The sequence below is a fragment of the Geodermatophilus sabuli genome, from assembly GCF_010686765.1.
GTDB lineage: Bacteria > Actinomycetota > Actinomycetes > Mycobacteriales > Geodermatophilaceae > Geodermatophilus > Geodermatophilus sabuli_A.
Genome location: NZ_JAAGWF010000008.1, coordinates 103,359 through 125,382 on the forward strand (window position 1 = coordinate 103,359; position 22,024 = coordinate 125,382).

The 22,024-nt window shown below is 75.4% G+C and carries 20 protein-coding genes; 10 read left to right on the forward strand and 10 right to left on the reverse strand.

The annotated features are described in order from the left end of the window. Nucleotides 1-3: 3 nt before the first annotated feature. Nucleotides 4-648, reverse strand: a complete 645-nt coding sequence (locus GCU56_RS07335) for a TetR/AcrR family transcriptional regulator (protein WP_204331645.1) — start codon at nucleotides 646-648, stop codon at nucleotides 4-6. A gap of 172 nt (nucleotides 649-820) precedes the next feature. On the opposite strand from GCU56_RS07335, the gene GCU56_RS25070 reads away from it, so the two are divergent. Continuing rightward, nucleotides 821-1,624, forward strand: coding sequence for a TrmH family RNA methyltransferase (locus tag GCU56_RS25070; protein ID WP_163480871.1), 804 nt, complete (start codon nucleotides 821-823; stop codon nucleotides 1,622-1,624). Between the two features lie 13 nt (nucleotides 1,625-1,637). Here GCU56_RS25070 and GCU56_RS07345 read toward each other — a convergent pair whose 3' ends face one another. From GCU56_RS07345 to GCU56_RS07370, 6 genes are all read right to left on the reverse strand, one after another. Next, nucleotides 1,638-2,435, reverse strand: a complete 798-nt coding sequence (locus tag GCU56_RS07345; protein ID WP_163480872.1) for a PEP/pyruvate-binding domain-containing protein — start codon at nucleotides 2,433-2,435, stop codon at nucleotides 1,638-1,640. 26 nt (nucleotides 2,436-2,461) lie between these two features. After that, complete coding sequence (locus GCU56_RS07350; protein ID WP_163480873.1) at nucleotides 2,462-4,201, reverse strand: PEP-utilizing enzyme; 1,740 nt, start codon at nucleotides 4,199-4,201, stop codon at nucleotides 2,462-2,464. 108 nt (nucleotides 4,202-4,309) lie between these two features. After that, complete coding sequence (locus GCU56_RS07355) at nucleotides 4,310-4,783, reverse strand: general stress protein (RefSeq protein ID WP_163480874.1); 474 nt, start codon at nucleotides 4,781-4,783, stop codon at nucleotides 4,310-4,312. 57 nt (nucleotides 4,784-4,840) lie between these two features. After that, nucleotides 4,841-5,782: a septation protein SepH gene (gene sepH, locus GCU56_RS07360; protein WP_163480875.1), complete on the reverse strand. Its 942-nt coding sequence runs from the start codon at nucleotides 5,780-5,782 to the stop codon at nucleotides 4,841-4,843. A gap of 229 nt (nucleotides 5,783-6,011) precedes the next feature. After that, nucleotides 6,012-7,124 carry a phosphoserine transaminase gene (serC, locus tag GCU56_RS07365; RefSeq protein ID WP_163480876.1) on the reverse strand — a complete coding sequence of 371 codons (1,113 nt, stop codon included), beginning with the start codon at nucleotides 7,122-7,124 and terminating at the stop codon, nucleotides 6,012-6,014. A 47-nt stretch (nucleotides 7,125-7,171) separates the two neighbouring features. Continuing rightward, nucleotides 7,172-8,308, reverse strand: coding sequence for a citrate synthase 2 (locus tag GCU56_RS07370; RefSeq protein ID WP_163480877.1), 1,137 nt, complete (start codon nucleotides 8,306-8,308; stop codon nucleotides 7,172-7,174). 152 nt (nucleotides 8,309-8,460) lie between these two features. On the opposite strand from GCU56_RS07370, the gene pdxH reads away from it, so the two are divergent. Together pdxH and GCU56_RS07380 are read left to right on the forward strand one after the other, a co-directional pair. Then, complete coding sequence (pdxH, locus tag GCU56_RS07375; RefSeq protein ID WP_163480878.1) at nucleotides 8,461-9,117, forward strand: pyridoxamine 5'-phosphate oxidase; 657 nt, start codon at nucleotides 8,461-8,463, stop codon at nucleotides 9,115-9,117. 106 nt (nucleotides 9,118-9,223) lie between these two features. After that, nucleotides 9,224-10,612 carry an MFS transporter gene (locus GCU56_RS07380; protein WP_163480879.1) on the forward strand — a complete coding sequence of 463 codons (1,389 nt, stop codon included), beginning with the start codon at nucleotides 9,224-9,226 and terminating at the stop codon, nucleotides 10,610-10,612. A gap of 42 nt (nucleotides 10,613-10,654) precedes the next feature. Here the strand turns inward: GCU56_RS07380 and GCU56_RS07385 are convergent, their stop codons facing one another. Next, nucleotides 10,655-11,332 carry a UdgX family uracil-DNA binding protein gene (locus GCU56_RS07385; protein ID WP_163480880.1) on the reverse strand — a complete coding sequence of 226 codons (678 nt, stop codon included), beginning with the start codon at nucleotides 11,330-11,332 and terminating at the stop codon, nucleotides 10,655-10,657. An 80-nt stretch (nucleotides 11,333-11,412) separates the two neighbouring features. Between GCU56_RS07385 and GCU56_RS07390 the strand changes: the two genes are divergently transcribed. The 5 genes from GCU56_RS07390 to GCU56_RS07410 all read left to right on the forward strand — a co-directional run bounded on the left by GCU56_RS07390 (nucleotide 11,413) and on the right by GCU56_RS07410 (nucleotide 16,295). Beyond that, nucleotides 11,413-12,129, forward strand: a complete 717-nt coding sequence (locus GCU56_RS07390) for a hypothetical protein (protein WP_163480881.1) — start codon at nucleotides 11,413-11,415, stop codon at nucleotides 12,127-12,129. Nucleotides 12,130-12,196: 67 nt separating this feature from the next. Then, nucleotides 12,197-13,111, forward strand: coding sequence for an ATP-binding cassette domain-containing protein (locus GCU56_RS07395; protein WP_163480882.1), 915 nt, complete (start codon nucleotides 12,197-12,199; stop codon nucleotides 13,109-13,111). Further along, a complete protein-coding gene (locus tag GCU56_RS07400; protein ID WP_163480883.1) occupies nucleotides 13,108-14,292 on the forward strand; it encodes an ABC transporter permease in 1,185 nt (394 codons plus the stop codon). The genes GCU56_RS07395 and GCU56_RS07400 overlap by 4 nt, the downstream gene beginning before the upstream one ends. Before the next feature lie 85 nt (nucleotides 14,293-14,377). Further along, nucleotides 14,378-15,358, forward strand: coding sequence for a TIGR03557 family F420-dependent LLM class oxidoreductase (locus GCU56_RS07405; protein WP_163480884.1), 981 nt, complete (start codon nucleotides 14,378-14,380; stop codon nucleotides 15,356-15,358). Nucleotides 15,359-15,437: 79 nt separating this feature from the next. Continuing rightward, entirely contained in the window at nucleotides 15,438-16,295 is an 858-nt protein-coding gene (locus GCU56_RS07410; protein ID WP_163480885.1) for a tetratricopeptide repeat protein, read from the forward strand. A 43-nt stretch (nucleotides 16,296-16,338) separates the two neighbouring features. Here the strand turns inward: GCU56_RS07410 and GCU56_RS07415 are convergent, their stop codons facing one another. Beyond that, nucleotides 16,339-17,262 carry an SMP-30/gluconolactonase/LRE family protein gene (locus GCU56_RS07415; protein WP_163480886.1) on the reverse strand — a complete coding sequence of 308 codons (924 nt, stop codon included), beginning with the start codon at nucleotides 17,260-17,262 and terminating at the stop codon, nucleotides 16,339-16,341. 54 nt (nucleotides 17,263-17,316) lie between these two features. Between GCU56_RS07415 and ppc the strand changes: the two genes are divergently transcribed. Continuing rightward, on the forward strand, nucleotides 17,317-20,115 hold the full coding sequence (ppc, locus tag GCU56_RS07420; protein WP_163480887.1) for a phosphoenolpyruvate carboxylase: 2,799 nt from the start codon (nucleotides 17,317-17,319) through the stop codon (nucleotides 20,113-20,115). A gap of 106 nt (nucleotides 20,116-20,221) precedes the next feature. On the opposite strand, the gene GCU56_RS07425 is transcribed toward ppc, so the two are convergent. Next, nucleotides 20,222-21,628, reverse strand: coding sequence for an FAD-dependent oxidoreductase (locus GCU56_RS07425; RefSeq protein ID WP_345771702.1), 1,407 nt, complete (start codon nucleotides 21,626-21,628; stop codon nucleotides 20,222-20,224). A gap of 82 nt (nucleotides 21,629-21,710) precedes the next feature. Here GCU56_RS07425 and GCU56_RS07430 point away from each other — a divergent pair, with 82 nt between their 5' ends. Then, a complete protein-coding gene (locus GCU56_RS07430; RefSeq protein WP_345771703.1) occupies nucleotides 21,711-22,022 on the forward strand; it encodes a putative quinol monooxygenase in 312 nt (103 codons plus the stop codon). Nucleotides 22,023-22,024 lie beyond the last annotated feature (2 nt).

Below are 22,024 nucleotides of genomic sequence, written 5' to 3' on the forward strand. Positions count from 1 at the left end.
TGCTCAGCGGGCACCGGGCAGGTCGACCTCGCCGGTCAGGTACCGCTGCAGCGTCGGCCCGATGGCCGCGGCCAGGTCCTCCCGCGACGCCGAGGCGATCGGCTCCAGCTGGATGACGTAGCGGGTCACGACCAGGCCGACCACCTGGGAGGCCAGGAGCGCGCCGCGGGCCTGGCGCTCCTCGACCGGCATGTCGATCGAGCCGACGACCCGGCGGATGACCTTCGTGAGGACGAACTCCCGCAGCAGCCTGGCCGACCACTCGTGGTTCACCGCCGACCGGACCAGCGCGAGGATGCCGGGACGGGCCGGGCCGTCCCACAGCCGGAGCACCACGCGCACGACGGCCGCGCCCCGGTCCTCGGGTGCCGCGGTGAGCACCTCGGGCAGCAGGTCGGCAGGGTCGACCGGCGCCTCGACGGCTGCCAGGAACAGCTTGTCCTTGGTGCCGAAGTAGTGGTGCACCAACGCCGGGTCGACGCCGGCCGCAGCGGCGATGCCGCGGACGGAGGCGCCGTCGAAGCCCCGCTCGGCGAACGCGGCCCGCGCCGCGGCGAGGACGGCGTCCCGGGTGCCCGGGTTCCCGGGTCGACGGCCGGGCGGGCGGCGGGGTTCGATCAGCTGGTCCTCCTCGGCAGGGGTCGCCACCGCCGGGGCGAGGACGAGCGGCGCGGCGGCGACCCCCGTCCCGGGGAGGTCCGCGCCGGGTGCACCCGATGCTGGATCAGTCCGCCACCCGCCGTCAACGCCGACCCCGGGCGGCGGGTCACGCGGTGGGCGGCCCGGGACCGGGACCGCGGCCGCTGGGAGGATCTCCGGCGTGCCGTCTGCGACGATCACCGACCCGGACGACGAGCGGGTGGCCGACTTCCGCGACCTCAAGGCCGGCGACCGCCGCCCGGGGACCGAGCGGGGGACCGGCCCGGTGATCGTCGAGGGGGCGCCGGCGGTCGAGCGGCTGCTGGCCTCCGGATACCGGGTGCGGGCGGTGTTCGGGGTGCCGGGCCGGGTGGCGGCCCTGGACCTGCCCGACGGGGTCCCGGCCTACGAGGCGGACAAGTGGGTGCTCTCGGAGGTCATCGGCTTCCGCCTGACCCGCGGGGTGCTGGCGTCGGCCGACCGCCGTCCCCCCGAGGACGTCGACGCCCTGCTGGCCGGACCGGACCGGGCCGCGCCCCGGCGGCTGGCGGTGCTCGAGGGGCTCAACGACGCGGAGAACCTCGGGTCGATCGCCCGGTCCGCGGTCGCCCTCGGGGTCGACGGGCTGCTCCTGGACCCCCGGTGCGCCGATCCGCTCTACCGGCGCTCGGTGCGGGTCTCGATGGGGCACGTGCTGTCCCTGCCGTTCGCCGTCCTCCCCGACTGGCCGGCGGGGCTCGAGCGACTGCGCCAGGCCGGCTACCTGACCGTCGCCCTCACCCCCGCGCCGGACGCGGTCGACCTGGCCGACGTCGACGCCCGGAGCCACCCGCGCACCGCGGTGCTGCTCGGCGCGGAGGGGCCGGGACTCACCCGGGAGGCGCAGCAGGCGGCCCGGGTGCGGGCCCGGATCCCCATGCGCGACGGGGTGGACTCCCTCGGCGTCGCGGCCGCAGCTGCAGTGGCCTTCGCGACCCTGCGCTGACCCGGCCCCGGCCTCAACGGGCCGGCAGCCGGACCGGCCGGCGCTGCAGGAGGGACAGCCCGTCCGGGGTCCAGGCCCACTCCACGTCCGACGGGCCGCCGAAGACCTCGTCGCACCGGCGCGCGAGGTCGGCCAGGGCGGTCAGCTCCGCCGTCCCCAGGCAGGGGCGGCCGGCCCGCTCCGCCGCGACCTCGACCACCAGGGTGCCGCCCCCGGGCCGCGCCACGACGGCGCGGTCCTTGCGTCCGACCACCCGGTCCAGCAGCCGGCCGTCGGGGTCCAGCCGGAACCGGTCCGGGACGACGAGCCCCTCGCCGACGACCGTGCCCAGGCCCCAGGCGGCCTCGACCACCAGCTCGTCGGCGCCGCTGACCGGGTGCCGCGAGAACAGCACGCCGGCCGCGACGGGGTCCACCAGGTGCTGCAGCACCACGCCGCACCTCGGTGGGCGGGAGACGCCCCAGGACCGGCGGTAGGCCAGCGCCGACGGCGAGTGCGCCGAGGCACCGACCCGGGCGACCGCCTGCGCCACGGCGTCGGGCTCGGTGACGTTGAGGACGGTGAGGTGCTGCCCGGCGAAGCTCGTGCGGGCGCCGTCCTCGCCGACCACCGACGAGCGCACCGCCAGCGGCGCGGGCAGCGCGCGGGCGAGGGCGCGGACCGCCTCCACGGCGGCCGGGGCGTCACCGTCCCGCATGGTGCCGGCCACCAGCTCGGCCGGCAGCGCCATCCCGGCGGGCACGGGGAGGGAGTGGCGGGCCGCGATGCCGAGTGCCACCGCCTTGCCGCCGTACTCCTCCGCGTCGTGCACGTCGGCGAGGGGGCACGGGCCCCGGCTCACAGCAGCGTGACGGCGCCGGTGGCCCCGTCGACGCGCACCCACGCGCCGTCGGGGACGAGCAGGGTCGCGTCCTGGCACCCGACGACCGCGGGGACGCCGAACTCCCGGGCCACGATGGCGGCGTGGGAGAGCAGCCCCCCGCGGTCGGTCACGATCGCGCCGAGGCGGGGGAGCACCAGGTTGAACGCCGGGCCGGTGACCGTGGTGACCAGGACGTCGCCGGGCTGGACGCGGCCGAGCTCCGAGCTGCCGGCCAGCACGCGGGCGGTCCCCTCGTAGCTGCCCGCGCTGACACCCAGGCCGTGCAGGGTCCGGTCTCCCGGGGGCCGGCCGGCGTCCCGCAGCATCGCGGTGATCGCGAACCCCATGGCCTCGTGGACCCGCGCCGCCGCGGGCGGGAGCCAGCTGGCGGGCGTGTGGTGGGACGGCGCCCCGAACGCGGCCGGCATGTCCCGGTAGGTCGCCGTCCGCCGCCAGTGGGCCCGCCGGGCGACTTCGTCCCGCGTGGGGCCCTCGGCGTCCAGGAGCAGCAGCCGCAGTTCGTCCGGCGCGAGGTCGACCGCGTCCTCCGGGTCCTCGAGCACGCCGTGCTGGTGCAGCCGGTGGCCGGCCTCCAGGACCGCCGTCCGCGTGACGCTGCCCAGCAGCCGGTCGGCGTGGACGCTGCGCTCCTCCCGCAGCCGGTAGACCAGCCGGGCCTCGGCCAGCAGGTCGTCGAACTCGGCTCGCGCCCCCGGGGGCACGGCCGCCCGGACCCGCGCGGTCGCCGCCGCCGCGGCGTCGGCGGCGTCGGTGGCGCCTGCGTCCCCGGATCGCAGCGCCGCACGCAGCCGCGCCAGCACCAGCCCGGGTGCCTCGAGCGAGCCGGGCTCGGCGACGACGTCCTGCCCGTCCACGGGCAGGGCCGCCAGGGCCGTCAGGTAGCGGCCGGCGTGGGTCCCCACCGGCTCCGGCGAGCCGAGCAGGCGGCTCAGCGTCTCCTCGGGCGGCAGCCACTCGTCGAGGACGGGCGCCAGCGAGTCGGCGTCGTCCTGGAGGGCGGCGACCAGGTCGGCCAGCTCGTCGGGGGCGCCCTCGGTCACCGGGCTGCTCCCGGCCAGGCAGGCGAGCACCTCGGCCGGGGACAGGCCCGTCCAGCGCACCGCGTGCACGACGAGGTCACCGACCGGCAGCAACGCGGCGGCGTCGTAGCGGTGGTGCTGGAAGAAGCCCTCGGTCAGCGCCTGCGCGCACCGGTCCAGGTGGGCGGCGAGCCCCGGGTCGTCGACCGTCCGCACGTTCACCTCGGCGAGCGCGCGGTGCAGCGCCCGCAGTGCCGGGGCGACGACGGTGTCCCACTCCGCCAGGTCGGCCCGCCAGCGGCGCTCGGCGAGGGCGGTCTCGGCGGTGGCCATCCGCTCCCGCAGGGCCGGGTCCTCGGCGAGCAGCCGGCGGAACTCCTGCTCCGGCGGCGGGCCGCCGTCCTCGGGGCCCTGACCGACGGTCCGGAGCCGCTGGTAGAGGAAGCCGCCGACGAGGGCGACGTCGTTGCTCTCGATCAGGCTGCCGTACCGCTCGTGGCTCTCGCGGAGGCCACGCATGAACGCGTCGGGGTACACAGCGGCGGTGAAGTGGCACAGCGGCCGGGGGACGTGACTGGAGTCGAGCACCCACGACCCCGGCCCGGGCGCCGACCACCGGGGGCGCGGGCGCGTCGGGGCCGCGGTCGCACGGTGCTCGGACTCGACGTCGTCCATCTCGCCTCCCAGAAAGGTGGGACGGGAAGATATCGGTACGCGCCGTACCCACAACAGGGTCAGTGCCGCGCGATCCGGTCTTCCCCCACCGTTTGGGGGACGCCGGAGTCAGCCGCGCAGCGAGAAGCGGGCGAGCAGGGTGCGGGCGTCCTCGGCGCGTGCCGGGTTGCACATGACGTCGTAGCGACCGGCGATGATCGCGCTGGTGCTGGTGAAGTCCCGCTTGCCGCGGGTGGCCGCGTACCCCATGGCGCCGAACAGGGCACCGAAGAGCAGTCCGACGAGCAGGCCGGTGAGCACCGAGCCGAGCCAGCTGCCGCCGTCGCCGGCGAAGATGCCCAGCAGCAGCCCCACGAACAGGCCCCACCAGGCGCCGCCGGCCGCACCTGCGGCGATCGCCCGGCCCCAGCTGAGCCGCCCGGTCACCCGCTCCACCTGCTTGAGGTCCGAGCCGATGATCGTGACGTTCTCGACCGGGAACCGCTCGTCCGACAGGTAGTCGACGGCGGCCTGGGCCTGCGCGTAGCTGTCGTAGGACCCGACCTGCACGCCGCCGAGCGGCATGGACACCGACGCTGACATGAGCACCCCCTACCCGGACCATCCTGCCGGACACGTCGCCCCCGTCACAGGGGCAGCTCAGCGGTGCCGGCGGACCCCGAAGACGATGTCCTCCCAGGCCGGGATGCGGGCGCGGGGGTCCTCGTCGTCGCCGTCCCCGTCGCCGCCGGGGCGGCCGAGCACGACGGTGTCGTGCTCGGCGATGTCGTCGTCGAAGTCCGGGTCGGTCCGGCGCTCACCGGTCGACCCGGCGGACGGGGCGCCGGAGCGGCCGTCCAGTTCGCTTCCCGCGGCGCCGTCCTCGTCGGCCGCCAGCCGGGAGGAGGCCGGGGCCGCGACCCCGTCGTCGTCGGGGACCACGGCGACCGGCCGGCCGCGGTGCAGCGGCGGCGCGGGCAGGCCGCTGGGCACGTGGGGGACCACCCGGACCAGCCGGGTGCCCTCCGCGAAGTCGGTGGTGGCGGCGTCCACCGGGCTCACGGTGCGGGCCGGGATGTCGTAGACCCAGCGCGTGACACCGGACTTGGCGCCGGCCTGCCACGCGGCCGTGACCTGCCAGGTGCCGTCGGCGGAACGGTGGGCGTCCCAGCGGACGGCGTCGAGGTCGGCCCCGAGCAGCCGCAGCCGCTCGGACATGAACTGCTGCAGCGGGACGGCGGGCGGGCCCTCGGAGAGTCGGACCCGGGCCTCGCGGGCCTGCTCGGCGACCCGTTCCCGTTCCTGCAGCACCGGGTGGGCGAACCGCAGGATCCGCTCGACCGGGATGCCGGAGGAGGAGGCCACCTGCTCGGGGGTCTCCCCGGCCCGGATGCGCGCCTGGATGACCCGGGGTGGCAGCGTCGTGCCGATCTCGACGTCGATCTGACCCAGCCGGCGGGTGTCCCCGCGGGCGGCGGCGCGGAGGCGGTCGTCGACGGGCAGCTCGAAGCGCTCGCCCTCCTCGCCCGGCTCGGCGCCGTCGAGGGCGAGGATGAGGCTGCTCCCGTCGTCGGAGAGCGCCACGAGGCGCAGAGTGCGCATGGGCGACCTCCTGTGAACTGCACGCGTCCGTGCTGCACGGCCGGCTCGGGAGAGACAGCCGGTGCCCGAGGTTATCCGCGTCGCCGGGAGCGGGGTGGCAGGCACGCCCGGCGTGGCGCGCCCGGCCTGGGCCCTACCCGAGAGGGTCCCGCCGCAGTCTGCGAACGTGGGTGGCCCTCGTCGGGGTCCCGCCGCGAGCGTGCGAGCGGTGGGGGGCACGGGGGTCCTTCTAGAGCTTCTCGACGACGAAGTCGATGCAGGCGGTCAGGGCGCTCACGTCGTCCGGGTCGACGGCCGGGAACATGCCCACGCGCAACTGGTTGCGCCCCAGCTTGCGGTAGGGCTCCACGTCGACCACCCCGTTCGCCCGCAGCACCGTGGCCACCTCGGCGGCGTCCACCGACGGGTCGAAGTCGACGGTGCCGACGACGTAGGAGCGCTGGTCCGGGTCGGCGACGAACGGCGTCGCGAACGGCGACTCCTCCGCCCACGAGTACAGCCGGGTGGATGAGGTCTCGGTCCGCTGGACCGCGCCGGAGAGCCCACCGAGGGAGAGCAGCCAGCGGATCTGGTCGGCCAGCAGGAACAGCGTCGCGACGGCCGGGGTGTTGTACGTCTGGTCCTTCGCGGAGTTGTCGACGGCGATCGACAGGTCCAGGAAGCCGGGGATCCAGCGGTCCGAGGCCTTGATCTCGGCCACCCGCTGCAGCGCGTCGGCCGACATGAGCGCCACCCACAGTCCGCCGTCGGCGGCGAAGGACTTCTGCGGCGCGAAGTAGTAGACGTCGGTCTGCGAGACGTCCACCGGCAGCCCGCCCGCGCCACTGGTCGCGTCGATGAGCACCAGTGCGTCGTCGGTGCCCGCCGGTCGCGCCACCGGCGCCATCACGCCGGTCGAGGTCTCGTTGTGCGCCCACGCGTAGACGTCGACGCCGTCCTGGGCCTTGGGCAGGGCGAGGCCACCGGGCTCCGCCGTGGTGACCACGGGGTCGGCCAGGAACGGTGCCTCGGCCACCCCGGAGGCGAACTTCGCGGAGAACTCGCCGTAGGTGCCGTGGGCGCTGCGATCGCGGATCAGCCCGAGGATCGCGGCGTCCCAGAAGGCCGTCGTCCCCCCGTTGCCCAGCACCACCTCGTACCCGTCGGGCAGGTCGAACAGCTGGGTCAGCCCCTCCCGCACCTGCCGGACCAGTCCCTTGACGGGGGCCTGGCGGTGCGAGGTGCCCATGAGGGAGGCGCCGCTGCCGGCCAGCGCCTCGAGCGCCTCGGGGCGGACCTTCGACGGGCCGCAGCCGAAGCGTCCGTCGGCGGGCAGGAGGTCGGCGGGGATGGTGATGCTCATCCGGGGGTCGTTGCCTCTCAGAGGGGTGGGGAGGACGGGGTCCTCTTTCAGGCCGGAGCCGGCGCCGAGTCGGTGATCGACGTGACGGTGATCGTGTCGAAGCCGTCGACCTCTTCCGGCTTGCGGGGCGCCGGGCCGATGTAGCGCGCCGAGGGGCGCACCAGCCGGCCGGTGTTCTTCTGCTCGAGGACGTGCGCGCACCAGCCTGCGGTGCGCGCACAGGTGAACATCGAGGTGAACATGTGGCTCGGCACCTCGGCGAAGTCGAGGACGATCGCCGCCCAGAACTCCACGTTGGTCTCGATCGGCCGGTCGGGCCGCCGCTCGCGCAGCTCGGCGAGTGCGGCGTTCTCCAGCGCCAGCGCGGCCTCGAAGCGGGGGGCGCCCAGCTCCTCGGCGGCCCGTCGCAGCACGCGGGCGCGGGGGTCCTCCGCCCGGTAGACGCGGTGGCCGAAGCCCATCAGCCGTTCCTTGCGGTCCAGCAGGTCCTTGACGTACTTCTCCGCGTCCCCGGTCTCCTCGACGCCGTCGAGCATGTGCAGCACGCGGGAGGGCGCGCCACCGTGCAGCGGGCCGGACATCGCGCCGATGGCGCCGGAGAGGGAGGCCGCGACGTCCGCGCCGGTGGAGGCGATGACGCGGGCGGTGAAGGTGGAGGCGTTCATGCCGTGCTCGGCGGCCGACGTCCAGTACGCGTCGACGGCGGCGACGTGGCGGGGGTCGGGCTCGCCCCGCCAGCGGACCATGAACCGCTCGACGATCGTGGACGCCTCGTCGATCCGCCGCTGCGGCACCGCGGGGATGCCGATGCCGCGGGCGGACTGGGCCACGTAGGACAGCGCCATCACGGCGGCGCGGGCGAGCTCCTCGCGCGCCTCCTCGGCGTCGATGTCCAGCAGCGGGCGGTAGCCCCAGATCGGGGTCAGCATCGCCAGCGCCGCCTGGACGTCGACCCGGACGTCACCGGTGTGCACCGGGATGGGGAACGGCTCGGCGGGCGGCAGACCCGGGCCGAACTTGCCGTCGACCAGCAGGGCCCAGACGTTGCCGAAGGTGACCTTGCCGACCAGGTCCTCGATGTCGACGCCCCGGTACCGCAGCGCCCCGCCGTCCTTGTCCGGTTCGGCGATCTCCGTCTCGAAGGCGATCACGCCCTCCAGGCCGGGTACGAAGTCGTCGGCCATCTCGCATGCTCCTCTGCGCGCGGGACTCGTGCGTCACCGAGACGGCGCACGACTGCGGCTCGACCCTAGGCGGTGCGTACCGGGCCAGCACAGGCGGGGCGCGGGGCGCCGAGCACGAGGGCCGCGCGCCGTCGCCGTCCGCCGGTGACAGCATGGAGGCCGTGCCCGACCTCTCCCGCATGCGCAGGGACTACGACCGTCCGGGGCTCCGCGAGTCCGACCTGGCGCCCACCTGGGTCGAGCAGTTCGACCGCTGGTTCGGGGACGCCGTCGCAGCCGAGCTGCCCGAGCCCAACGCCGCCGTGGTGGCCACCGCCGACGCCGACGGCGCTCCGGACGCCCGCCTCGTCCTGGTGAAGGGGTACGACGAGTACGGGTTCGTCTTCGGCACCAGCTACGCCTCGGCGAAGGGCGCGCAGCTCGCGGTCAACCCGCGGGCGGCGCTGGTGTTCCCCTGGCAGGCCATCCAGCGTCAGGTGCGGGTGGCGGGGACGGTCGAGCGCGTCGGCGCCACCGCCTCCGACGGGCTGTGGGACCCCCGCCCCCGCGGCGCGCAGCTGGCCGCCGCGGCCTCGGTGCAGTCGACCGTCGTCGACTCCCGGGAGGAGCTGGAGGACCGGCTGCGCCGGCTGGACGCCGAGACCCCCGAGGGCCGGCTGCCCCGGCCGCCGGTGTGGGGCGGGTACCGGGTCGTCCCCGAGCGGGTGGAGTTCTGGCAGGGCGGCACCGACCGGCTGCACGACCGCATCCGGTTCCTCCGCGACGACCAGGAGGGCGGCGGCTGGATCGTGCAGCGGCTCGCGCCGTGAGCGAGCAGGGGGGTGAGCATCGCGGCGAGCGCCGGCGAGCGAGCAGCGGAGCGCCCCGCGCGAGCACTGCCGGGTCCTGTCCGTCGGGCCGCCGGCCGGGGACGTCGTGACCTCGCCGGTCGACCCGGTCGAGGGCGCCGGTCCCGTCGAGGAGCCGATGGAGGACCCCGCTGCCCCCCAGACCTCGCACGCTCGGCCCGGGTCCCTGCAGCAGGGCCTCGAGCGACCGCGCCGGGCGTGGGCGATCGACACCACGCCGCTGCGCAACCCGCACTACCGGCGGCTGTTCTGGGGCGTCGCGGCGACGATGCTCGGCCAGCAGATGACGCTGGTCGCCGTCCCGTACCAGGTCTTCGCGCTCACCGGCTCCTCGCTGCTGGTCGGCGTCACGTCGATGGTGGCGCTGGTGCCGCTGATCGTCTTCGGCCTGCTGGGCGGTGCGATCGCCGACTCCATGGACCGCCGTCGGCTGATGCTGGTGACCGGCATGGGGTCGGCGGTGACCAGCGCGCTGCTGGCCGGCCAGGCGCTGCTCCCCGGCGGCGGCAACCTGGTGGTGCTGTGGGTGCTCACCGCGTGCGTCTCCGGCTTCACCGCGGTCAACCAGCCCACCCGCAGCGCGGTCATCCCGGCGCTGGTCGGCGCCCAGGGGGTCCCGGCGGCCAACGCGCTGGCGATGACCGTCCGACAGGTCGGCGTCATCGTCGGGCCGCTGCTGGCCGGCGTGCTCATCGCCGTCGGGGACCTGTTCGTCGCCTACACCGTCGACGCCCTGGGGTTCGTCGTCGCGGTCCTGCTCCTGCGCGGGCTGCCGAAGCTGCCGCCGGGCCGCGCGGCCGGGCCGTTGCGCCTGGGCGCGGCGATCCGGGGTGTGGGGGAGGGCTTCTCCTTCCTGCGCACCCAGCCGGTGCTGCTCATGACCTTCGTCGTCGACGTCATCGCGATGCTCTTCGCCTGGCCGCAGGCGGTCTTCCCCGAGCTGTCGGAGGGCCGCTTCGCCGACTCGCCCAACAGCCTGGGCTGGCTGTTCGCCGGCGTCTCCATCGGCGCGCTGCTCATGGGCCTCACCTCGGGCTGGGTGTCCCGCGTGGACCGGCAGGGCGCCGTCGTCATCGGCGCGATCGTGGTCTGGGGCGTGGCCATCATCGGCTTCGGGCTCGCCCCGTCGCTGTGGCTGGCGGTGCTGTGCCTGGCCGTCGCCGGCGCCGGCGACATGGTCAGCGCGGTGCTCCGCTCCTCGATGCTGCAGCTGGCCGCCCCGGAGGAGATGCGGGGCCGGATGCAGGGTGTCTTCCTCGTCGTCGTCGCCGGCGGACCCCGGCTGGGCGACCTGCGCGCCGGGGCGATCGCCAGCGCGGCGGGGGTCGGCGTGGCCATGGTGTCCGGCGGCGTGGTCGTCGTGGTGGCGATGGTGGTGGTGGCGCTGGTGGTGCCCTCGTTCTGGCTCTTCCGCGCCTCGCGCTCCTCCTACGCCACCGACCCCGTCACCGACTGACCCCCCCGTGGCCCCGTCCAGGGGGGCAGGGGGGCCGTTCTCTCAGGCGAGGGCGTGCGCGACCACCGTCAGGTCGGCGACCAGCGCGTCGTAGGCCGCGTCCCGGGCCTCGTCGGGCGTGCGCAGGATCGCCGAGGGATGGGTGGTGGCCAGCATCCAGGTCTGGTGCGGGGCGTCCTCGTCGTCGTCGGCCGGCTCCACGGCCGCGGCGGCGACGCCGGGTGGCGTCCACGGCAGCAGCTGTCCGCGGTCCTTGGTGATGCGGAACGAGGGGGAGATGAGCGCCTTGGCCGCCGTCGCGCCGAGGCAGACGACGACCTCGGGCTGCAGGACGGCGAACTCCGACTCCAGCCACGGCCGGCAGGCCCGCAGGTGCTCCGGGCCGGGCGTCTGGTGGATGCGCCGCTTGCCCTTGGGCGTGAACCGGAAGTGCTTGACCGCGTTGGTGATGTAGGCGTCCCGGCGGTCGATGCCCGCATCGCCCAGCGCCCGGTCCAGCAGCCGGCCGGCCGGACCGACGAACGGCTCGCCCCTGCGGTCCTCCTGGTCGCCGGGCTGCTCGCCGACGAACACGATCCGCGCGGTCTCGGGCCCCTCACCGAACACCGTCTGGGTGGCCGGCTCCCACAGCTCGCAGGCGCGGCACCCGGCCGCGGCCGTCCGCAGGCCCTCCAGGCCCACGCCGGTGGGTGGTCGCGCCGGCTCGTTCTCCTGGCTCATGGCCTGATCAGACCGCAGCGACGCCGACCCCGCAGGGCAGACTGGCCCGGCCGCTGCCGACGACCTCGAGGAGACCGCCCGTGCCCACCGTCCACCTGCTCGGCGGCGGCTGGGACCCGGCCGCAGCCCCGGCCCTCTACGGCCCGTTCCTCGAGTCGGCGGGCACGTCGCCCGTGGTGGCCACGCTGGTGCTCGACGAGGGGGACGGGACGACGCAGTTCGGCCGCTGGGCCGACGTCCTCCGCCGGACGGCGCCCTGCGAGCCGGTCCCGCTGCTCGTGCCCCTCGGTGGGCGGCTGGACGTGGCCGACCTCGGGGACGCCGACGCCCTGCTCGTCTGCGGCGGCCTGACCCCGGCCTACGCCGACGCCCTGGCCCCGGTCGCGGGCGCGCTGGCGACCTGGCTGAGGGCCGGGGACCGGCCCTACGCCGGGTTCTCCGCCGGCGCGGCCGTCGCCGCGGACCGGGCAGTGGTCGGCGGCTGGCGGTCCGCGGGCGTGCCGGTCTGCCCCGAGGACGCCGGCGAGGACCTCGACGAGGTGACCGTCACCGACGGGCTGGCTCTGGTGCCGTGGACCGTCGACGTGCACTGCGCGCAGTGGGGGACGCTGCCGCGGCTGCTCACCGCGCTGGCCGGCGGCCCGTCGGGGCTGGGCCTCGCGCTCGACGAGGACACCGCCGTGCACGTGCGGGACGGCGTCGGCCGGGTGGCCGGGCGGGGCACCGCGTGGCGGGCGGAGCGGAGCGGGACGGCGATCGCGGTGACCGGCCTCCGGGACGGCGACGCGGTGCGGTGACCCCGCGCCGGAACCGAGACCGCGTCGGCCCGCCCGATAACGTCGAGCCGACGAAGGAGGCAGCACCGTGCTGGAGTTCGACGGGCTCTACAAGACCTACGGGACCAACCGGGTCCTCGAGGGCGTCTCGTTCACCGTGGCGCCGGGCTCGATGTTCGGCTTCTGCGGGTCCAACGGGGCCGGCAAGACGACGACGATGCGCATCGCCATGGGGCTCCTGCGCGCCGAGGCGGGCGAGGTCCGCTGGCAGGGCAGGTCGCTGGACCAGGCGACCCGGCGCCGCATCGGCTACATGCCGGAGGAGCGCGGGCTCTACCCGAAGATGAAGGTCGGCGAGCAGGTCGCCTACTTCGCCCGGCTGCACGGCCTCGACCGCGCCGCGGCCACCCGTGCCGCGGGGGAGTGGGTCGAGCGGCTCGGCCTCGGCGAGCGCCGCGGGGACCAGGTGGAGAAGCTGTCGCTGGGCAACCAGCAGCGCGTCCAGCTGGCCGCGGCGCTGGTCAGCCGCCCGGAGGTGCTCATCCTCGACGAGCCGTTCTCCGGCCTGGACCCGATCGGCGTGGACTCCCTGGCCGAGGCGCTGCTCGGGCAGGTCCGCGAGGGGGTTCCCGTCGTCTTCTCCAGCCACCAGCTGGACCTCGTCGAGCGGCTCTGCGACTCCGTCGGCATCCTGGCCCGCGGCCGGATGGTCGCCACCGGGAGCGTCGACGACCTGCGCCGGCGGGAAGCCGGCCGGCTGCTGCGGGTCGTGGTCCCGGACGCCGCGCCGCAGTGGGCCGGCGGCCTGCCCGGCGTCCGGGTCGTCTCCGAGCAGGCCGGCGACACCCTGCTCGAGCTGGCCGCGGGCACCGACGACCAGACGGTGCTGGCCGCGGCCCTGCGCACCGGCCGGGTCACCCACTTCGCCTGGCAGCAACCGACCCTCGTCGAGCTCTTCCGCGAGGCCGTGGCCGCCCCGGCCCTCCAGGAGGTGGCGGCATGACCGAGCCCCGCGACGTCGGCAGCGCGGCGATGGTCCGGCTGGTCGCCGGTCGGGAGATCTCCGCCCGCGTCCGCGACAAGAACTTCATCATCAGCTCGGTGGTGATCATCCTCGTGCTGGTCGGCCTCCTCGGGTTCCAGGTCGCCGTCAACTCCGGCAGCGAGCAGACCCGCGTCGGTGTCGCCGGGGACTCCGCCGGTCTCCCACAGGCGCTGGAGGCCCAGGGCGAGGCGCTCGGGATCGACGTCACCGTCGTCGAGCTGGCCGACGAGGCGGAGGCCCGCGCGGCAGTGGACGACGAGGAGGTCGACGGCGCGCTGCTGACCGGCGCCGCACCCGAGCTGCTGGTCCGCGAGTCCGCCGACGGCTCCCTGCAGGCCGTCGTGCAGGGCGCGGTCGGCCAGCTGGCCCTCGCCGACCAGCTGGCCGAGGCGGGGATCACCAGCCTCGACGTCCCGGAGGTCGCCGTCACGGCCTTGGACCCGGACGCCGACACCGACGGCCAGCGGGTGGTGGTCGCGATCATCGGCATCGCGGTGCTCTACAGCCTGCTGATCCTGTTCGGCCAGTTCGTGGCCCAGGGGGTGGTGGAGGAGAAGGCCAGCCGGGTCGTGGAGCTGCTGCTGGCCACGATGAGGCCGTGGCAGCTGCTGGCCGGCAAGATCCTCGGCCTCGGGGTGCTCGGGTTCGCCCAGATCCTGCTGATCGCCGTCGTCGGCGTCGCCGGCGCGCTGGCCTTCGACATCGTCGACATCCCCGGTGACGTCGTCAGCACCGCCGTCGCGGTGGTCGGCTGGTTCGTCCTCGGCTACGCCTTCTACGCCGCGGTCTTCGCCGTGGCCGCGTCGCTGGTCAGCCGCCAGGAGGACCTCGGCACGGTGGTCATGCCGACGACGCTGGTGCTCGTGGTCGCCTTCATCGTCGGCATCCAGGCCGCCGCCAACCCCGACGGGACGCTGGCGGTGGTCACCTCCTACGTGCCCGGGCTCTCGCCGCTGGTGATGCCGGTCCGCCAGGCCGCCGGTGAGGTGGCGGTCTGGGAGGTCGGGCTCGCCGTCGTGCTCATGCTGGTCGCGATCGCGCTGATCGTCCGGCTCGGCGGGCGGGTCTACGCGGGGGCCCTGCTGCGCACCAGCGGCAAGACCAAGCTGCGCGAGGCGCTGCGCGCCGAGCGCGCGTAGGAGAGGACCACCCTCCCCCCGCGAGGATGGCCTTCGACCGGCGGCCGGCGGGTTCACCCGTCCGGCCGCCGGGTAGCGCGACCGCATGGGGATGCAGCTGGGCTACACGATGATGACCGAGCAGGCCGGGCCCAAGGAGCTGGTCGGTCACGTGGTCGGCGCCGAGGCCGTGGGCTTCGACTTCGCCGTCTCCAGCGATCACTTCTTCCCCTGGCTGGACGAGATGGGCCACTCGCCGAACGCGTGGGTGACCCTCGGTGCCGCCGCGCAGGCCACCAGCCGCATCGACCTGATGACCTACGTGACCTGCCCGATCATGCGGTACCGGCCGGCCGTCGTGGCCCAGCAGGCGGCCACCCTCCAGCTGCTCTCCGACGGCCGTTTCACCCTCGGCCTGGGTGCCGGGGAGAACCTCAACGAGCACGTGATCGGGGAGGGGTGGCCGCCGGTCGCGGTCCGGCACGAGATGTTCAGCGAGGCCGTGCAGGTCATCCGGGAGCTGCTCGCCGGCGACGGCTACACGACCTTCCACGGCGAGTACTTCGACGTCGACGGCGGCCGGATCTGGGACCTCCCCGAGGGTGGCGTCCCGATCGGCATCGCGGCGTCGGGACGGCAGTCCTGCGAGCTGGCCGGCGAGTTCGCCGACGTCCTCATCGCCACCGAGCCCAAGGCCGAGCTCGGCGAGATGTTCGACGCCGCCGGGGGCGCCGGCAAGCCTCGGGTGGGGCAGATGCCGATCTGCCACGACACCGACCGGGCGGCCGCGATCACCCGCGCGCACAGCCTCTTCCGCTGGTTCGGCCTGGGCTGGAAGGTCAACGCCGACCTGCCCGGCACCGCCGGCTTCGACGCGGCCAGCCAGTTCGTCCGCGAGGAGGACGTCGCGGAGTCGATCCCGTGCGGGGACGACGTCGAGGCGGTCATCGAGGCCGCGCGGGCCTACGCCGACGCCGGGTTCACCCACCTCGCGCTGGTGCAGATCGGCGGCGACCACCAGGCGCCCTACCTGAAGTGGACCGAGCAGGCCCTCCTGCCCGCGTGGCGGGAGGCGTTCGGCGGGTGAGCCGGCGCACCTCCCCGGTGGGGTGAGACGCCACCGTCGGGGGACGACGGCCCCGGCGGTCCGTGGTGATGATCACCGCATGGCTGAGGACCTGGACGGCCGCCTCCAGCGGCTGCACGCGTGCCGGGACACCGACGCGATCATCGAGCTGGGCTGCGACCTGGCCGACGCCGGTCGCGACGACGACGCCGAGCGCTGCTTCCGCCGGGCCGCCGAGCTGGGCGCGGCCCTCGGCTGGTTCAACCTGGGCAACACCCTCGCCGCCCGCGGACGGGTCGAGGAGGCGGTCGACGCCTACGAGCGGGCGCTGGCCGGCGGGGAGAGCGACGCGTGGCTCAACCTCGGGCTGGTGCTCGAGGACCTCGGCGACCTCGCGGGGGCGATGACGGCCTACCGCGGCGCCGGGGCGGCGGGGGACGCCCAGGGCGGGCTGCAGCTGGCCTTCCTGCTGCGCGAGCAGGGCGAGCACGAGCAGGCGGCCCAGGTGGCCGCCGACCTGGCCGCGCGGGGAGACGAGGGCGCCGCGGCGGTCCTCGCCTCCTGGCGCTGGAACGAGACAGGCGACCCCGCGCTGGAGCCGGAGCTGCGGGCCGGGGCGGACCGCTTCCCCGGCGCCCGCACCGCGCTGGCCACCCTCCTGCGGGTGACCGGCCGCCCGGAGGAGAGCCGGTTCGTCCTCGAGCGCGGTGCGAAGCTCGGCGAGGTGCAGTCCTGGTTGCCGCTGGGCAACTTCTACGTCGAGGAGCTGCACGACGTCGAGGCGGCCGAGGAGGCCTACCGGGCCGGCATCGCCTCCGGTGACACCTACTGCCACCACAACCTGGCCGTCCTGCTCGCCGAGCGGGGCGACCTCGACGGTGCCGTCGAGCACTTCCGGCTCGGCGCCGCCGACGGCGACGACCTCGCCGCCGAGGCGCTGCGCGAGCTGGAGGGCTGACCACCCCTCGGAGGCACCGCCCCGGGGCCGCCCGGGGCTCCTCTCACTGGCGGAGGGCGCCGAGGGGGCCGCGGTAGGGGAACGCCGGCGGCCCGGTCACCCCGGGGCGGGTGGTGAACAGGCGGCCGGCGTCGGGCTGTGCCGCGCGGGCCGCCTCGTCCATCCCCTCGGCCGAGGTGCTGATGACCAGCAGGTCGCGCCGCGGTCCGGCGAACGCGCAGCTGGTGGTCTGCGCGACGGGCACGCGCACGACGGCCAGCAGCTCGCCCTCCGGTGACCAGCGGCGGACCTGGCCACCGCCCCACATCGCCGTCCAGATGCAGCCCTCGTCGTCCACGGTGAGCCCGTCGGCGACCCCGTCGTCGCCGTCGAACTCCAGCAGCACGCGGCCCCGGGAGAAGGTGCCGGCCTCCAGGTCGTAGTCGAAGGCGTGCAGCAGCCCGGGGCCGGAGTCGGCCAGGTAGACGGTGCGGTCGTCGGGGGCCCAGCCGATGCCGTTGGAGACGGTGAGCCGGTCGAGCACGGTGGTGACGGTGCCGTCGACGTCCAGCCGGTAGAGGGCGCCACCGCCGGGCCGCTGGTCGAAGGCCATCGTGCCGGCGAAGTACCGCCCCGCCCGGTCGCAGGCGGCGTCGTTCATCCGGGTGCCACCGCTGGCCTCGGTACCGCCCTCCCCGGAGAGGACGGCCAGCACCCGCGCGGTGCCGTCCTCGGCCAGGTGGGTGAAGCCCCCGCCGGCGGCCAGCAGCCAGCCGCCGTCCGCCGCCGGGACGACGGCGCCGACGGTGTCGCCGCCGCGGTGCGACGCCGTCTCCGCGAACTCCCCGTCGTCGTCCACGCTCGCCCGCCGGACCAGGCCGGCGGCGATGTCGACCCAGAGCAGCTCGCCGCGGTCGGCGTCCCAGGTCGGTCCCTCACCGTGGGACGCCGGGGAGAGGGCAGCGGGCACCGCGATCAGTCGCTCCACCGGGGCATCCTCGCAGGACACCCGTCCGTCACACCGACGGTCGATACTCGCGTGGTGTCTGAAGCCACCGTCGACGTCGCCGACCTGCGCCACCACGGAGGGACCGACGGTGACGGTGCCGACGCGCCGCTCCGCGAGGACATCCGGCTGCTCGGCCGCGTCCTCGGCGAGGTGATCGGCGAGCAGTCCGGGGACGACGTCCTCGACCTCGTCGAGTCGACCCGGGTGGAGGCCTTCCGGGTCCGCCGCTCCGAGGTCGACCGCGCCGAGCTCGCCGGCCGCCTGGGGAACCTCGACGTCCGGTCGGCCAACCACGTCATCCGCGCGTTCAGCCACTTCTCCGTGCTGGCCAACCTGGCCGAGGACATCCACCACGAGCGACGGCGGCGCTTCCACCGGCGGGAGGGCTCGCCGCCGCAGAAGGGCAGCCTGGCCGCCACCATCGCGCTCCTGGAGGCCGAACGGCTCGACCCCGACGTGGTGGCCCGCGAGCTCACCGGCGCGCTGGTCTGCCCGGTGGTCACCGCCCACCCCACCGAGGTGCGACGCCGGACGATCTCCCGCGTGCAGCGGCAGGTCAGCGAGCTGATCCGGCGGCGCGACCGCTCCTCACCCGGGGAGGCCGAGGACGCCGAGTGGTCGGCACAGCTGCACCGGGCGGTGCTCACCCTGTGGCAGACGGCGCTGCTCCGGCTCTCCCGGCTGCGCCTGGCCGACGAGATCGACGAGGCGCTGCGCTACTACGAGCTGTCGCTGTTCGAGGTGATCCCGGCGATCAACGCCGAGCTGCGGCGGTCGCTCCGGGGGCTCTGGCCCGACGCGGGTCTGCTGCGCCGCCCGATGCTGCTGCCCGGCTCCTGGATCGGCGGCGACCGGGACGGCAACCCGTTCGTCACCGCCGACGCCGTCCGCCGGGCCAGCACCCGGCAGGCCGAGACGGCGCTGGGTCACCACCTCGCCGAGCTGCTCGTCCTGCACGACGAGCTGTCGATGTCCGACCGGCTGATCACCCCCACGCCCGAGCTGGCCCACCTGGCCGAGGTCTCCCGCGACGACTCGCGGTTCCGCGCCGACGAGCCCTACCGCCGGGCCCTCTACGGCATCCACGCCCGGCTGGCCGCCACCGCCCAGCGGGTGCTCGGCTCGGTGCCCGGACCGCCGCCGCACACCGTGCTGGAGCCCTACGACACCCCCGACGAGCTGCTCGCCGACCTGGCCACGGTCGACGCGTCCCTGCGCCGGCACGGCGCCGGGGCGCTGGCCGACGACCGGCTGGCCCGGCTGCGCGAGGCCGTCGAGGTGTTCGGCTTCCACCTGTGCGGGCTGGACATGCGGCAGAACTCCGCGGTGCACGAGGAGGTGCTCGGGGAGCTGCTCGCGTGGGGCGGTGTCTGCCCCGACTACGCAGCCCTCGACGAGGACCAGCGGGTCGCCCTGCTGGTCGGCGAGCTGGCGATGCGTCGGCCGCTGGTCCGTCCCGACGCGGAGCTGTCCGAGACCGCCCGCGGGGAGCTGGACCTGCTCACCGCCGCGGCCGGTCAGGTCGGCCTGCTGGGGCCGCGCGCCATCCCCAACTACGTGATCAGCATGTGTGAGTCGGTCAGCGACGTCCTGGAGGTCGCCGTCCTGCTCAAGGAGGTGGGCCTGCTCGACCCCGACGGCGAGGACGGCCCCACCTGCCCGGTCGGCATCTCGCCGCTGTTCGAGACGATCGCTGACCTGCAGGCCGCCGCCGACACGCTGTCCGCCGTCCTCGAGCAGCCGGTCTACCGGGCGCTGCTGGCCGACCGGGGTGACGTGCAGGAGGTCATGCTCGGCTACTCGGACAGCAACAAGGACGGCGGCTACCTGGCCGCCAACTGGGCGCTCTACCGGGCCGAGCTGGCGCTGGTCGACGTCGCCCGGCGCGAGGGGATCCGGCTGCGGCTGTTCCACGGGCGCGGCGGCACCGTCGGCCGCGGCGGCGGCCCGAGCTACGACGCCATCCGGGCCCAGCCGCCCGGCGCGGTCGCCGGTGCCCTGCGGATCACCGAGCAGGGCGAGGTGATCGCCGCCAAGTACGCCGACCCCGACCTGGCCCGGCGCAACCTCGAGGCGCTGGTCGCCGCCACCCTCGAGGCCAGCCTGCTCGACATCGAGGGGTTGGGCGAGGACGCCGACGAGGCGTACACGCTGCTCGACGACCTCGCCGGACGCGCGCAGGACGCCTACCGCGCGCTGGTGCACGAGACGCCCGGCTTCGTCGAGTGGTTCCGGGCCGCGACGCCGATCAGCGAACTGGCCGAGCTCAACATCGGCAGCCGGCCACCCTCGCGCAAGGCCGGGACGTCGATCGCCGACCTGCGGGCCATCCCCTGGGTGTTCAGCTGGTCGCAGGCCCGGATCATGCTGCCCGGCTGGTACGGCACCGGCACCGCGCTGGAGTCCTGGGTGGGCGACGACGAGAGCCGGCTGGCCCGGCTGCAGGAGCTGCACCGCCGCTGGCCGTTCTTCCGCACGATGCTGTCCAACATGGGCATGGTGCTGGCCAAGACCGACCTCGGCCTGGCCGCCCGCTACGCCGGGCTCGTGCCCGACGAGGAGCTCCGGCACCGGGTGTTCGACCAGATTGCCGCCGAGCACGAGCGGTCCTGCCGGATGCTGCTGGCGGTGACCGGCGACGACCACCTGCTGGCCGACAACCCCTCGCTGGCCCGCTCCATCCGCAACCGGTTCCCCTACCTCGAACCGCTGCACCACCTCCAGGTGGAGATGCTGCGGCGGCGTCGCAGCGGGGACGACGACGAGCTGGTCCGCCGCAACATCCAGCTGACCATCAACGGCATCGCCACCGCCCTGCGCAACAGCGGGTGATCAGGCCGGTGGCCGGTACCTGCGGGTCACCAGCCAGCCGATCCGGCCGACGAGGTGTCCGACGCAGGTCACGACACGGAGGGCTCGCGCTGCGGCTGAGCCGGCCTCACTCCGCCCGGACGGCGGCCTTGACCGCCGCCAGCAGCGTGTCCCACTCGTGCAGCGTCGTCCGCGCCCGCCCGCGGGTGGCGCCGAGGGCCACCTCGGCCGCGTCGATGGCCCGCCAGTCCTCCAGGAGCACCGGGTCGGTGCCGCGGGCCCGGAGCTCGGCCACCAGGTCGTCCACCCCGCCCCCACCGGGCCGCACGAGCCCGGCGGCGACGTCGGCGAGCAACGTGGCGACGGTCTCGCGGGCGTCGTGCTTGTTGGTGCCGACGACGCCGGTGGGCCCTCGCTTGATCCAGCCCGCCACGTACTCGCCGGGCACCGCCCGTCCCTCGCGCAAGATCCGGCCGGCTTCGTGCGGCACCGTGCCCCGCTGCTCGTCGAGCGGGAGGTCGGGCAGCCCGCGGCCGCGGTAGCCGACCGAGCGCACCACGAGGTCCGCCGGCAGCACGGTGGTCTCACCGGTGCCCGAGGCGCGGCCGTCCTCGTCGACGACGGTGCGCTCCACCTCGACCCCGCTCACCCGGTCGCTCCCGAGCAGCCGGACCGGCCGGGCGAAGAACCGCAGCCGCACCGGCGTCCGCCCCGGCTCGGGCGAGTGCTGTGCCCACTCGCGCAGCACGGTCAGGTTGCGGCTCACCACCCGGTCGGCGGCGGCCCGCTCCTCGGCCGCCGCGTCGAGCTCCAGGTCGGCCGGGTCGACCAGCACGGTCGCCGCGGCCAGCTCGCCGAGCTCGCGCAGTTCCTGGGTGGTGAACGTCGCCTGGGCCGGGCCCCGGCGGCCCAGCACGGTGACCTCCTCGACCGGCGCGGCGGCCAGCGCGTCGAGCACGTGCTGCGGCATGTCGGTCGGCTCGAGCTCGGCCGGGGTGCGGGCGAGCACCCGCGCGACGTCGAGGGCCACGTTGCCGACACCGATCACGACCACCGACCGCGCCCGGGCGAGGGCCGCCTCCACCACGGTGCGGTCGGCGTCGGGGTGGCCGGTGTACCAGGCGACCAGGTCGGTCGCCGCCAGGCTCCCGGGCAGCTCCTCACCGGGGATGGCCAGGTGCCGGTCCAGGGCGGCGCCGTAGGTGTAGACGACGGCGTCGACGGTCGCCTGCAGCTCGGCGCAGGAGATGTCGGTGCCGATCTCGACGTTGCCGACGAAGCGGACGTCGGGGTGGTCCAGCGCCCGGTGCAGGGTGTCGCGGATGGCCCGCATCTTCGGGTGGTCGGGGGCGATGCCGTGCCGCACCAGCCCGAAGGGCGTGGGCAGCCGGTCGATGAGGTCGACGGCGACCGGGACGTCGCCCTGGCGGGTCAGCGCCTCCGCCGCGTAGATGCCGGCCGGGCCCGCACCGACGACGGCCACCCGCAGGGGTGGCGCGGTGGACGGGGGGCCCGGGTCAACGTCGGCCGACACGACAGGCATCCTGACCCGGCCGGGTGCGGATGCACCAGGCTCCGCCGCGGCGAGCCGCGGAACCCCTCCAGGAGGAGATCCCGTGTCGGTCGTCGTCGTCGCCACCATCACCCCGCAGCCCGAGCACGCCGACGCCGTCCGTGAGGCGGTGCTGGCGGCGATCCCGCAGGTGCATGCCGAGCCGGGTTGCGAGCGCTATGCGCTGCACGCCACGCGGGACGGCAGCCTGGTCATGATCGAGCAGTGGGAGAGCCCGGAGGCGCTGGCCGTGCACGGCAAGGCCGAGGCGCTGACCACGCTCGGCCAGCGGCTGGAGGGCAAGCTGGCCGGCGCCCCGGACCTGATGGTGCTCGACGCCGTCCCCGCCGGGGACGACGCCAAGGGCGCCCTCTGACG